The sequence below is a fragment of the Croceibacter sp. genome (assembly GCF_002716225.1).
GTDB classification, from domain to species: Bacteria; Bacteroidota; Bacteroidia; order Flavobacteriales; family Flavobacteriaceae; genus Croceibacter; species Croceibacter atlanticus.
On the sequence record NZ_PAZX01000007.1, the window covers coordinates 246,664 to 260,051 of the forward strand.

At 35.1% G+C, this 13,388-nt stretch carries 12 protein-coding genes; 5 read left to right on the forward strand and 7 right to left on the reverse strand.

Features of this window, described 5'->3' with window-relative positions; translation table 11 throughout:
- Positions 1 to 10 precede the first annotated feature (10 nt).
- From CL818_RS04910 to CL818_RS04925, 4 genes are all read left to right on the forward strand, one after another.
- On the forward strand, positions 11 to 664 hold the full coding sequence (locus CL818_RS04910) for a 50S ribosomal protein L25/general stress protein Ctc (protein ID WP_013186569.1): 654 nt from the start codon (positions 11 to 13) through the stop codon (positions 662 to 664).
- A gap of 69 nt (positions 665 to 733) precedes the next feature.
- On the forward strand, positions 734 to 1,363 hold the full coding sequence (gene pth / locus CL818_RS04915; RefSeq protein WP_272973099.1) for an aminoacyl-tRNA hydrolase: 630 nt from the start codon (positions 734 to 736) through the stop codon (positions 1,361 to 1,363).
- 2 nt (positions 1,364 to 1,365) lie between these two features.
- Positions 1,366 to 2,289, forward strand: a complete 924-nt coding sequence (locus CL818_RS04920) for a bifunctional riboflavin kinase/FAD synthetase (RefSeq protein ID WP_272972760.1) — start codon at positions 1,366 to 1,368, stop codon at positions 2,287 to 2,289.
- Positions 2,286 to 3,629, forward strand: coding sequence for an HTTM domain-containing protein (locus CL818_RS04925; protein ID WP_272972759.1), 1,344 nt, complete (start codon positions 2,286 to 2,288; stop codon positions 3,627 to 3,629). Before CL818_RS04920 ends, CL818_RS04925 begins: the two co-directional genes overlap by 4 nt.
- On the opposite strand, the gene CL818_RS04930 is transcribed toward CL818_RS04925, so the two are convergent.
- The 4 genes from CL818_RS04930 to pyrH all read right to left on the reverse strand — a co-directional run bounded on the left by CL818_RS04930 (position 3,619) and on the right by pyrH (position 9,958).
- Positions 3,619 to 6,030: an efflux RND transporter permease subunit gene (locus CL818_RS04930; RefSeq protein ID WP_272972758.1), complete on the reverse strand. Its 2,412-nt coding sequence runs from the start codon at positions 6,028 to 6,030 to the stop codon at positions 3,619 to 3,621. The genes CL818_RS04925 and CL818_RS04930 overlap by 11 nt on opposite strands.
- A gap of 58 nt (positions 6,031 to 6,088) precedes the next feature.
- Entirely contained in the window at positions 6,089 to 8,533 is a 2,445-nt protein-coding gene (locus CL818_RS04935) for a DUF5686 family protein (RefSeq protein WP_272972757.1), read from the reverse strand.
- A gap of 111 nt (positions 8,534 to 8,644) precedes the next feature.
- A complete protein-coding gene (gene frr, locus CL818_RS04940) occupies positions 8,645 to 9,202 on the reverse strand; it encodes a ribosome recycling factor (RefSeq protein ID WP_272972756.1) in 558 nt (185 codons plus the stop codon).
- A gap of 48 nt (positions 9,203 to 9,250) precedes the next feature.
- Positions 9,251 to 9,958, reverse strand: a complete 708-nt coding sequence (gene pyrH, locus CL818_RS04945) for a UMP kinase (protein ID WP_013186576.1) — start codon at positions 9,956 to 9,958, stop codon at positions 9,251 to 9,253.
- 149 nt (positions 9,959 to 10,107) lie between these two features.
- On the opposite strand from pyrH, the gene CL818_RS04950 reads away from it, so the two are divergent.
- Entirely contained in the window at positions 10,108 to 10,842 is a 735-nt protein-coding gene (locus tag CL818_RS04950; RefSeq protein ID WP_272972755.1) for a spondin domain-containing protein, read from the forward strand.
- Between the two features lie 25 nt (positions 10,843 to 10,867).
- On the opposite strand, the gene CL818_RS04955 is transcribed toward CL818_RS04950, so the two are convergent.
- From CL818_RS04955 to tsf, 3 genes are all read right to left on the reverse strand, one after another.
- Positions 10,868 to 11,524 carry a DUF6705 family protein gene (locus tag CL818_RS04955; protein WP_272972754.1) on the reverse strand — a complete coding sequence of 219 codons (657 nt, stop codon included), beginning with the start codon at positions 11,522 to 11,524 and terminating at the stop codon, positions 10,868 to 10,870.
- 69 nt (positions 11,525 to 11,593) lie between these two features.
- On the reverse strand, positions 11,594 to 12,235 hold the full coding sequence (locus CL818_RS04960; protein WP_272972753.1) for a DUF6705 family protein: 642 nt from the start codon (positions 12,233 to 12,235) through the stop codon (positions 11,594 to 11,596).
- Between the two features lie 162 nt (positions 12,236 to 12,397).
- Positions 12,398 to 13,363, reverse strand: a complete 966-nt coding sequence (gene tsf / locus CL818_RS04965; protein ID WP_013186579.1) for a translation elongation factor Ts — start codon at positions 13,361 to 13,363, stop codon at positions 12,398 to 12,400.
- Positions 13,364 to 13,388 lie beyond the last annotated feature (25 nt).

Genomic DNA, 13,388 nt, shown 5'->3' on the forward strand with positions numbered 1-13,388 from the left:
ATAGACTAATATGAAGTCAATTACGATTTACGGATCGAAAAGAGAAAGCCTAGGGAAGAAGGCAACTAAAGCCCTACGTAATGCTGAAGCGGTTCCTTGCGTATTATACGGAGGAGAAAAACCTGTACATTTTTCAGCAGAAGAAAAAGAGTTCAGAAACCTTATCTATACGCCAGATGTACACACTGTCGTAATTGAGTTAGATAATGGAGAAAAGTACAACGCAATTGTACAAGATCTTCAGTTTCACCCAGTATCAGAAGCTATCTTACACGTAGATTTCTACGAAATTGTAGATGGTCGTCCTATTACTATGGAAATTCCTATCCACAGTGAAGGTGTAGCAAAAGGTGTTAAGAATGGTGGTGTTTTACGTTTTAACCTAAGACGTTTAAAAGTTAAAGGTTTAGCTAAAAACTTACCAGATTATATCGTTGCAGATGTTACTAAACTTAAAATTGGTAACAAGTTATATGTAACTGAAGTTGCAAATGACGATTACAAAATCCTTCACCCAGATAACACGGTAATTTGCCAAGTTAAAACATCTCGTAACATTACAGCTCTTGATGATGAGGATGATGAGGATGAAGTGGCACCAGGAGATGTTCCAGCTACAGAAACAGACGATGTTGCTGCAGTTAAAGAAGGAACAGACGAATAGTCTTAAATCTCATAAGCAAATCATAAAACATCCGTCCATATGGCGGATGTTTTTTATTTTTACAGAAGTATGTTAGCATTCTTCGGAAGACTTTTTAGTAAACCAAAAGACGCTTCACCAGAAATTGACCCTATGCGAAAATTTTTGATTGTAGGCCTAGGTAATATTGGGCCAAAATATCACAATACAAGACACAATATTGGTTTTAAGATATTAGACCATTTAGCAGAACAAGAAGATCTTGTTTTTGAACCTAATAAATTAGGAGACACTGTAACCTATAAATTTAAAGGACGCACCTTTATACTGCTTAAGCCATCTACATTTATGAACTTAAGTGGAAAAGCTGTAAATTATTGGATGCAGAAAGAAAAAATTAGAACCAGTAATTTACTAATTATAACAGACGACTTAAACTTACCATTTGGTACTATACGTTTAAAAACTAAAGGAAGTGATGGTGGTCATAATGGATTAAAAGATATACAGGCACAGCTAAAAACAGTTGGTTATCCTAGGTTTAGGTTTGGGATATCTAATGAGTTTTCTAAAGGAAGGCAGGTAGACTACGTTTTAGGTGAATGGAGTGAGGAAGAAGAATCACAGATGAAAGAACGCTTAGATACCTCTGTAGAACTTATAAAATCTTTTGGCACTGCAGGCGTATCTATCACAATGAATACATTTAACGGCAAATAATTTTGGAGCAACACACAAACGCTAATACATTTTCAGGTTCTAAAAATACCGTTGTAACAATTGGTACTTTTGATGGTGTACACATAGGGCATCAAAAAATAGTAAATCGTTTGGTTAATCACGCTGAACTAGATTCTGTTATCCTTACATTTTTTCCGCACCCAAGAATGGTGTTACAGCAAGACAACACAATAAAGTTGTTGCATACCATAGAGGAAAAAACTTCAGTATTAGAGCAATTAGGTTTAGATCATTTAGTTATACATCCTTTTACAAAAGAGTTTAGTAGGTTAACGGCTCAACAATTTGTAGAAGACATTTTAGTGAATCAACTAAAAGCAAAAAAAATTATAATAGGTTATGATCATAGGTTTGGTAGAAATCGTACCGCAGATATAAGCACTTTAAAAGACTTTGGAGAACAGTATGGATTTGTGGTTGAGGAGATTACAAAGCAAGATGTTGATGATGTTGCTGTGAGTTCTACCAAGATAAGAACTGCGTTGCAAAAAGGTCATATAGAGAAAGCAAATGCTTTTTTAGGACAACCATATATGTTAACCGGTACTATTGTAAAGGGTAAAGGAATTGGTAAGACCTTAGGCTATCCCACAGCAAACATTCAAATTGAAGAAGCCTATAAGCTAATTCCTAAAAATGGAGTTTACATTGTTAAAACAAACTTTAAGGGAATCACATACTTTGGAATGATGAATATTGGGACTAACCCTACAGTTGGCGGTAAATCTCAAACAATAGAGACCTATTTCTTTAATATGGATACTGATTTGTATGGAAGTAAAATGACCATACAAATGCTTAAGCGTATTAGAGATGAAAAGAAATTTGCAAGCGTAGATCAACTTATTGAAGCGATGCAGAACGATGAGAAAATATCAATCAATTATATTGAAACGTTATCATGAACCTCAATAAACTCCTTTTTAAGCAAATAGACAACAGTGCACTTATCGTCTTTAGATGGATATTTGGGCTACTCATTACGTTAGAAGCTTGGGGAGCAATTTTTACAGGTTGGATAAAGCGCACCTTAATTGAACCACAACAAACCTTTAATTTTATCGGCTTAGATTTCTTACAGCCTTTACCTGGAGATGGCATGTATTATTACTACGCATTAATGGGACTTTTTGGGGTGTTGGTAATGATAGGTTATAAGTATAGGTTTAGTATGTCTTGCTATACAGTTATGTGGGCGTGTGTATATTTAATGCAAAAGTCTTCATATAACAACCATTATTATTTATTAATGTTGTTGTGCTTTATAATGATCTTTTTACCTGCAAACAGATGGGCTAGTGTAGATGCTTGGAAAAAACCTAGCATTAAGAAGATTAAAATGCCAAGATGGGTTGTACTATTTATAATAGTACAACTTTGGATTGTTTACACCTACGCATCAGTCGCTAAACTTTACCCAGATTGGCTAAACGCCACGGTAGCAGAAAACTTAATGAGAGGTAAGAAAGACTATTGGTTGGTAGGAGATTTTCTTCAACAGGATTGGGTACATTATTGTATTGCATATACCGGTATATTATTCGACTTACTTGTTATACCACTATTGCTAATTAAACGTACACGTTGGTTTATAGTTATTGCGAGTGTATTTTTTCATTTGTTTAATAGCTTTGTTTTTCAAATAGGTATTTTTCCTTATCTCTCATTAGCATTTATTTTATTTTTCTTCACGACAGAAACGATAAACAAAAGATTTTTAAAAGGAAAACCTCATTATTCTGAAGGTGAAATTATTATACCTAACTATAAACCAATCCTTATTGGTATTACTGGAGTTTGGTTTATTATTCAGATAGGGTTGCCATTAAGGCATTGGGTAATACCAGACAATGTTTTGTGGACCGAAGAAGGCCATAGACTTAGCTGGAGAATGATGTTGAGAAGTAAATCAGGAAGCACTTCTTTTGTGGTTGAAGAAAAGGATACAGGAAAAAGAACCCGAGTAAATTTAGAAGACTACTTGACTAGAAAACAACTTAGGACAGTGTCTTCCAAACCAGATTGTATGTGGCAATTTGCACAACGTCTTAAGAGTGAATATGCTTCCAAAGGCAAGGATATAGCGGTGTATGTAAATTCTCGTGTAAAAGTAAATGGTAGGCCTTTTCAGCAATTTACAGACCCTAATGTAGATCTTGCAAATACCAAATGGGATTATTTTGGACACGCCACTTGGATTATGCCAAGTAAATTAGAAGAGGTTAAACCTATGCTTAAGAAGTAGATTTTTCATTCTCTACATCTTCCATATCTTCTTCTTCTGCAATTATCCTTAAAGATGGTTCTCTCATAACCTCTTTATTTGCAATCACTTTTTCTAAAGATAGTAATAGCGCAGGCAATAAAATAAGGTTAGAAAGCATAGCAAAAAGTAGCGTAGCAGAAACCAAGCCTCCAAGCGCTTTTGTGCCTCCAAAATTACTAATCATGAATATTGAAAACCCGAAGAATAATACAATTGATGTATAAAACATACTTACACCGGTTTCTTTTAAAGCTGCATAAACAGACTTCTTAATACGCCAGTTATTTGCTTTAAGCTCTTGCCTATATTTTGCCAAGAAATGAATAGTATCATCTACAGAAATACCAAATGCGATACTAAATACTAAAATTGTTGATGGTTTTATAGGGATGCCTAAAAAGCCCATCATACCAGCTGTTACTAATAATGGTAATAGGTTTGGTACTAGTGATACAAAAATCATTCTAGCAGACCTAAACATCCAAGCCATAAAAACAGCTATTAGTAAAATGGCTAATGATAGTGAAAGGACAAGGTTGTTTACTAAATACGTAGTTCCTTTTTGAAAGATTAATGCACGACCTGTAAATGTTACATCATACCTGTCTTCTGGAAATATCTTATTAATTTGAGGCCATAACGCTTCCTCTATGCGCTCCATTTTTTCTGTGCCAATGTCTTTCATAAACGTAGTCATGCGGGCATACTGTCCTGTGGAGTCTACATAAGTGCTTAATATATTACCGTTAGCAGATGAGTTTTTGGTATAGGGTAAGATGAAGTTGCGCTCTTGAGAGGTTGGCAATTGGTAATACTTAGGATTACCATTGTAATATGCCTGTTTTGTATACTTTACCAAACTCACTACAGAGAGTGGTTTAGAAAGTTCAGGAACATCAACTAAAAGCTCTTGAAGTTGATCCATACGTTTAAGTGTGGCAGCTTTTAAGACTCCATTTTTGCGCTTAGTATCAATAAGAATTTCTAATGGCATAACGCCACCAAATTCATCTTGAAAAAACTCAATGTCCTTAAAAAAGCTAGCTTCCTTAGGCATATCCTCAAGTAGGCTTCCTGATAATTTTATGGTATAAATTCCTATAATACTTGTAACTAAGAGAATTATAGAGACTATATAAATCATTATACGTTTATGGCGCACAATGTTTTCTATCCAATTTACCCAACCTTCAACCCAACGTTTATTCAAATGCTCTAGGTGCTTTTCTTTAGGCATTGGTAAGTAACTATACAGTATAGGTATAATTAAAAGACTTAACAGGAAGATGGCTAATATGTTTATTGAAGCCACAACACCAAACTCTTTAAGAAGTGTGCTGTCTGTAAGTATAAACGTAGCAAAACCAGAAGCTGTAGTTACGTTTGTCATTAAAGTTGCATTACCAATTTTAGTAATTACACGTTGTAAAGACTTTGCTTTATTACCGTGATTTTTAATTTCTTGTTGGTATTTATTTATAAGGAAGATACAGTTTGGTATTCCTATAACAATGATTAATGGTGGTATTATGGCCGTAAGAACAGTAATTTCATAACGCAGTAGGCCTAAAAATCCAAAAGCCCACATAACACCTATAAGCACAGTAATCATAGAAATTAAAGTGGCTCTAAAGCTTCTAAAAAAGAGGAAGAAAATCAAGGAGGTTACAAATAATGCACCACCTACAAACAATCCAATTTCATCAATAATGTTTTGTGAGTTTAGGGTCCTTATATAAGGCATACCAGAGACATAAACATTAATGTCTTGGCTTTCTTCAAACTCCTCAATAATTGGAATGAGTTCTTTTAGTATAAAGTCTTTACGGGCTTTTTTATTTATAATAGCCTTGTCTAAATACAGTGCGGTTTGTACTGTATTGGTCTTCTTGCTATATACCAAGCCTTCATAAAATGGAAGCTTGTTAAATATGGTAGTTTCGTAGTTTTTTAATGAATCTGCATTTAAAACTTTTGGTGCAGCATCAACAAGCTCGAACCTGTTTGGGTCTGAAAATTTTTCTAACCTCTTAAGGTTGTCAACTCCAATTGTAGATTCTACTTCGCTGTAAGTTCTTAGTTTTTTGGTAAGAGCGTTCCAAGCTTCAAATTTCTTGGGTGTAAATAATGTTGAGTCATTTGTGGCAATAACAATAAGATTACCTTCTTCTCCAAACTTGTCTAAGAATTTATTGTACTCAATATTTATAGGGTGATCATCTGGTAGTAAATTGGCTTCAGTAAAAGAAAACTGCATGTGTTTCCATTGTGAACCAAGAAAAACGGTAGCACCAATTACTGCAATTAATATTAATAGACGATTTCGAAGTATAAATCGTGCAATTGTATTCCAGAACCCAAAACTGAATAGTTTAGCCATCAACTCAAATTAAGAGCTGCAAAGTTAGGCATTGTTAGGAATACTAAAGGATTATAACTTACAATTTAAGGTAAAATGTAAATTTAATAGAAAGGTTGTCTGTCCAGTCTGATAAATGGTAGGCACCATACCTATAAGCAAAGCTAGTTCCGAACCCTAAAAACAGTTTGTTTATCTCTAAACCGGCTTCATTATAACCGTGATTTAGTGTGTTGTATGGCCTACTGTGGTTCTCTTGGTTACCACTATCACCAATAGCGTGACGTGAAATAAGCACAACTTCTGGCTGAAACTTAGTTGTAAAATTAAGCGGTCTTAATGTGTGTCTTATTTGTAAGGTTGCAAGTTTATCACTAAAAAACTCACTAAAATACATAGTTTCAAAACTTCGTCTTCCGGCTACTGAAAAGCGTTGAAAAACAGTTTCTTTAGTTGGTGCGTTAGGGTAGGCGTGAAATAAATGCGTTAGTGGTATGTTACCAAAAGAATAATCTCCTTCTAGCAAAATAGCTGTGTGGCTTTTATTTAAGCGTTTTATCTGATAGTCTATTTTGGCGCCAATTTTTGTGTAATTGAAGTCACCTTCTAAAACACCATCAAAACTTTGAACTATTTGAGCAGAAAACTTAGGGAAATTTTCCTCAAACTCTATCGTCTTTCTCGGTCCTCTCAAAAACTTACTAAAAGGGCTCCATCTTACTGCAAAAACAGCTTCTGTTATGCGATAATCATTGTATAGCACGCCATCATCTAAAAAGCGGTATCCTGCTGTTTGGAAAATATGACTTCTCCTGAACATAGTTTCAGTAAGAAGCTTGGGAGTAAATTTATGTTGTAAGCTTGTACGCCACGTTTTATGCTGGTAGTAAAAATCTATATTAACCAATCTTGGTTCAAAAAGAGAATACACCAGCTTATCTGTGAGGTAAACAAAGCTACCAACCTCTGCAACATCACTTGTATAATTTACATTAAACCAAGAAGAAGACTCTTCTCGAAGCAGCACACCAGCACCAAAGCTATATTTAAAGGTGTGATCCTTAAAACCATACACACCGTAACCCTCTAGCCTAAAGTCTTTTGAAAATTTTTGATTGGTAATACCGCCAGTTCCCAAACGCATACCTTCGTAATTATTATATTTTACAAGGGTTCTTAAATCTACATCCCAAAAACCGATAGGGTAATAACCTTCATTAAAGTTTTGAATAACATCTATACGGCGTTCAATATTTTCTGCTTTAACTATACTGTCTACGCGTTTAGAGGTTGCTTTGTCTCTATCTGTAAATGGTTCTGACCTGTAAGTTTCCCAAAACGATTCAGGTTTATCTATTGCTTCTGGTAAGATTTCAATAGCGTAATTACCACGGCTAAGCGCTAAATCTGGATTTAAAATAACATCTGAAACTGTAGATGTTGAGCTTAAGTATAGCTTGTCTGCATCTATACCGCTTATGGTGTCATTTTTTTTAGTGTTTTTTCTTTGTAATTGCCCTACAGAAATATTTCCACCAAAAACAGAGATAGATTTACCTCCTTTTCCAGGTTTTATTGTCACAGATGACGACTCTGGAAACCACACATCTTGTGAGTCTAGATAACTAAACTCTTGTGTGGTTTCAATATTTACAACACCATTTAATTGTCCTATTGCTTTTTGAAGCGCTAAAGACTCTGTGTCTAAATAAAGAACTCCTTCTAAACCTGCAACTGCTCGCTGTCGTTTTGGCTTAAAGTAAATTACATAAGCTGGCCTACTACCAGTTGTGGTGTCTAGTATTTTATACCTGTAATTATTAAAGGGCTTTTTTGAAAGTGGGCTAGCATAGTCGGTTTCAAAAACAGTATAGTCTTCTTTATACCACGAGAGTGACTGTAGTTGTAATGCTAAAAGCTCATAAACTGGTTTCTCAAAGCCGGCAGTATTAGTACCCTTAACAGTTTCTTTTAATCCCTTTTCCTTAGAGTACTCGTAAGTACTTACCTTTTCTGAAAGATAGGCTCTACTTGAATTTAAAAGTGTTTCAATTTCAAAATTAGCAGAATCTACGTCAACTTTAAAATCTTCATTATCTATAATAAACTTATTATAAGAGGTGTATTTATAAGAAGACAGTTTTTGATCTGGATCGTTCTGAGTTTTATTTTTAATAGCTAATGCTATAATCTCATTTGCAGGATTATTTTGCTCTGTAAGAACAACCTCATTAAGCTGTTCTTGAGATGCTTTAAGGACAATGCTATAGTTAAATTTTGAGTCTTTTAGCTTAATAGTTTTTGGAGCAAAGCCAATATAGCTAACTGTAAACTCTTTAGCATAAGTAGAGTTTGTGAATTCAAAAACCCCATTAATATCTGTTAGGGTAACAGGATTATTGTTTATGCTTATTTGCGCAAATGCTAAAGGCTCTTTTTGTGTTGTAACTGTTCCTGTAATAAATTGTTGAGCAGTTCCCGTTATAGAGAACAAGCAACAAACAAAAACAAGCAGTCTTAGCATAACAATTTATTTAAAAAAAGACTGCCTAAAACATAAAGACATTCTTAATGATAACCATTAAGACAACGCATTAATGTTTTAGGCAGTATATAATGTCTAAATGAAAAATAGTTAGACTTTCATAATTTCAACCTCTTTTGCAGCATACACTTCATCTATTTTTGCAATGTATTTATCTGTAAGGTTTTGTACGTCTATCTCTGCGTTTTTCTTAAGATCCTCAGAAGCGTCTTCTAACTTCTTAATTTCTTGGTTTGCATTTTTACGGTCATTTCTAACCCCAATTTTAGATTCTTCGGCTTCGTTTTTAGCTTGTTTAGCTAATTCTTTACGACGCTCTTCTGTTAATGGTGGCACGTTTATAATTACGCTCTCTCCATTGTTCATAGGATTAAAACCTAAATTGGCATTCATGATAGCTTTTTCAATCTCCTGGATCATAGATTTTTCAAAAGGCTGAATAGATATTGTTCTTGCGTCTGGTGTATTTACATTACCAACTTGATTAAGAGGTGTTGGAGACCCATAATAGTCTACCATTACTCCAGATAACATTGCAGGACTAGCTTTTCCTGCGCGTATATTTATAAGTTGCTTTTCTAAGTGCTTTATGGCTTTCTCCATATCTTCCTTAGTGCTGTCTATTATAAATTTTAAATCGTCGTTCATGATATTTATAGTATTTTAAAAAAACTCAAATCAAATGTTGCGCCAAAGTTACATATTAACTTTGGTTCCAATAGTTTCTCCAGAAACCACTTTTAGTAAATTACCTGGTGTATTCATATCAAATACAATTATAGGTAATTTGTTCTCTTGGCTTAATGTAAATGCCGTTGTATCCATAACTTTCAAACCTTTTTTAAGGACATCATCAAACGTTATGTAATCAAACTTAGTAGCTTCTTTATCTTTTTCTGGATCTGCTGTGTAAATACCATCTACACGAGTTCCTTTTAAGATTACATCTGCTTCAATCTCTATAGCTCTAAGAACTGCAGCAGAGTCTGTAGTAAAGTAAGGATTACCTGTGCCTCCACCAAAAATAACCACGCGTCCTTTTTCTAAATGGCGCATAGCTTTACGCCTAATAAAAGGCTCTGCAACTTCATTTATTTTTATAGCGGTTTGTAAGCGTGTCTGTATGCCAGCATCTTCACAAGCACTTTGTAGTGCCAAGCCATTAATTACTGTGGCTAGCATACCCATATGATCGCCCTGTACGCGATCCATACCTCTACTAGCTCCAGCAACACCTCTAAAGATATTGCCACCACCAATAACTATTGCAACCTCTACACCTTTATCTATAATAGTTTTAATATCCTGTGCATACTCTGCTAGGCGATCTGGGTCTATCCCGTACTGGCGGTTTCCCATTAAAGCTTCACCAGAAAGTTTGAGTAAGATGCGTTTGTATTGCATAGGTAGATATTAAGTAATGTGAAATTTTGCACAAAAATAATCAAAAAAACTCAGTGTGCTTAGGATATTAAAACTAGTGTATTAGTTTTTACGTTAGTATGTAAGATACTTTATTTATTTTCGACCTAATAGTTTAATATTCAGTAGTTATGACCTATTCCTTTAAGCCCTTTTTATTAGTGTTATTTTGTGTGTTTATATCTTGTAATGTAGATGAAGATGCTAACAAAAATAACGAAGACAATAATTTTAATACAGTTAATGAGGTGCCAGAAGAACCTAATGACAACAGTCCCTTAACGGCAACTTATACTGTTGAGTTTATAGGTGAGTGGACCGCAGAAAGTCATCCTAATATGTTTCCTAATGATGACCATTTTTCTAAAACCATACTACTTACGCATAATGCTAATGTGACTTTATTTACTGAAGGCGAATTGGCTAGTACAGGTATTGAAGATATGTCTGAAATAGGCGACAATGACAATTTAGAAGTTGAAATGCAAACGTTAATATCTGCTGGAGAGGCAAACCAATATAAAATTGGACCAGCAAGTATACCAGGCAATGGCACAGATTTACTTACTGTTGAAGCGACTCAAAATTTCTCTAAGTTAAGTTATGTGGCTATGATAGCGCCAAGCCCAGATTGGTTTTCTGGAGTATCATCTGTATCATTATTTGAAAATGGTTCTTGGGTAAACACTGTTGAAATTGATGTAAAGGCCTATGATGCTGGTACAGAAAACGGAAATACATTTAGCTATGATAATGCTGAAACAATACCGCAACAACCAATTACCCAAATATCCGACGCACCTTTAGGTGATGGAACAACAGTATCACCACGTTTAGGTTATTTAAGAATAACGTTACAGGAGTAATAACTAGCATTTTTGTTTTGAACGCTTACTCCACTTTATTTAAAGTATAAAAGCCAAGGCGAATGCGATCATCGCCAGGCTCGCCTAATGGGTACGTGAATGTGCCAGAAACCCTTATAACAAGCTTAATCTGCTCCACAGGATTACCTTGGCTGTTGGCAGGGATGTGCTGGATGTACATTATATAGGGTATGTAATCCCGCTGCGGATCATCTATATGTAATTTGACTGCCAACTCGTTTGTGCAGGTCTCACACAACTCGGTATTATTAATATTTGTGATATAGTTTCCCTTTATGAGATGATCGAAAGGATCGACAGACGACTGCAAATCTGCCAGAGAGTTAACTAGCGCTTCACTTTCTTCGTTTGTATACTTGTATTCTCCGTAGAGAAAGTCTTGGTCAAACTGCAAACCAGAATATGATAGGTTGGTATGGTGTTGTTCTTTTAACACTAAATCTATTTCGAGGGTTTCAGCACCATCAATGAATCTCCACTTACCAACTAATCTGCCTAGATCATTACCAAAGTCCTTAAAATATGTATTTGCTGTGGCAGTACGCCATTCGTTATTGGAGTATAACGGTTTAGTGTCTTGTACAACCTGTGCTTTGCAAGACACTAAAAATGTCATAACAATGCAAAGACTTAAATACTGAATGTTTTGTTTGAACTTCACGAGATTAAAGGTATAAAAAAGGCCTCTCATTTTTGAGACGTCTTTTTAAAATTTTTAACAAAGCTTAAATTACTCCACTTTATTTAAGGTGTAAAAGCCAAGACCAATGCGGGTATCTCCAGGCTCACCAATGGGATAGGTAAACATGTCTGTGATAGAAATAAATATCTTAATCTGCTCCACAGGATTGCCTTGGCTGTTGGCAGGGATGTGCTGAATGTACATTCTATAGGGTATGTAATCCCTCTGCGGATCCTCTATATGTAATTTGACCGCCAACTCGTTTGTGCAGGTCTCACACAGCTCGGTATTATTTATGTTGGTTATGTAATTTCCATTAATGAGGTGTTCATAAGGGTCTGTCGAGGATTGTAGCTCCCCTAAAGAGTTGACAAGCTCTTCACCTTGTTCATTATTATATTTATACTCACCATAGAGCATATCTTGATCGAACTGGGCATCTGTAAATGATATGGATTGGTGTTTTTCTTTAAATTTCAGTGAGAGCTCAAGAGTTTCCGAACCATCAATAAATCTCCAGGTTCCAACCAATCTACTTAAGTTATCATCATAGTCCTTGTAGTAAACATTCTCTTGCGCTATTTCACGCCAGTTGTTGTTACTGTAAAGTGGCTTGGTCTCCTGTACAAATTGCGCCTTGCAGGATAAGATTGATAAAAATAATAGGCATAATGTAAAATTTTTCTTCATGAATATGATTTAGTTGCAGGTGTTAGAGGTATCCAGTGTATCATTGTCGGCCAAGCCTAATGTAGTCCAGTTAGAGGTTTGCTCTATAAAATTAACTTTTTAAAAACAAAAAAAGGCCTCTCATTTCTGAGAAGCCTTTATATAGTAAAGTGTTTTAAGATATTATCCTAAAGTAACACGTTTAAACGCTACAACATCTGCATCGCCTTGGCTAGCTACATATTGTGCTACGTTTTTGCTGTCATCCATAATAAAGCGTTGGTCTAGCAATGCTTTTTCGTGGTCTAAAGTTGTGTTGTCTGCAACAAAACGCTCAACCTTACCTGGTACAATTTTGTCCCAAATTTTTTCTGGCTTTCCTTCAGCTTTTAATTCTGCTTTAATATCTTCTTCTGCCTTAGCCATAACTTCTGGAGTTAACTGAGACATAGAGATGTATTGAGGAACATTCTTTTGAGTTTTTCCTAAACGGCCTAACTCAATGTTTTCCTTTTCAATAGCAGCAATACGAGCATCTGTTTCAGAAGCAACGAAATCTGCATCAAAATCTTTATAAGATAATGTAGTTGCACCCATAGATGCTACTTGCATAGATACGTTTTTAGCAACCTCAGCAGCATTGTCTATTTCTTTAGACAAACCAACTAATGCTCCAATTTTGTTACCGTGAACATAAGAGCCTACAAATGGTGCTTCTAAAACTTCAAAACCACCAATTTCAATCTTCTCACCAATAACACCTGTTTGCTCAATAAGTTTTTCGGCAACAGTCATACCATCAAAATCTGCAGCAAGAAACTCTTCTTTAGAATTTGTGTTAATTGCAATATCTCCCATTTTGTTAGCCATTTCTACGTAAGAATCGTTCTTAGCAACAAAATCTGTTTCACAGTTAAGAGAAACAACCACACCTTTAGTGTTGTCGTCGTTTATTTTAGCAACAACAGCACCTTCACTAGAGTCTCTGTCTGCTCTCTTTTCAGCAATTTTCTGTCCTTTTTTACGTAAGATGCTAATTGCAGCGTCGAAGTCACCTTCTGCTTCAACTAAAGCTTTCTTACAGTCCATCATACCGGCACCGGTAGCTTTTCTCAATTTATTTACGTCTGCAGCAGTTATTTTTGCCATTGTATTTATATTTTATAATTTAAAA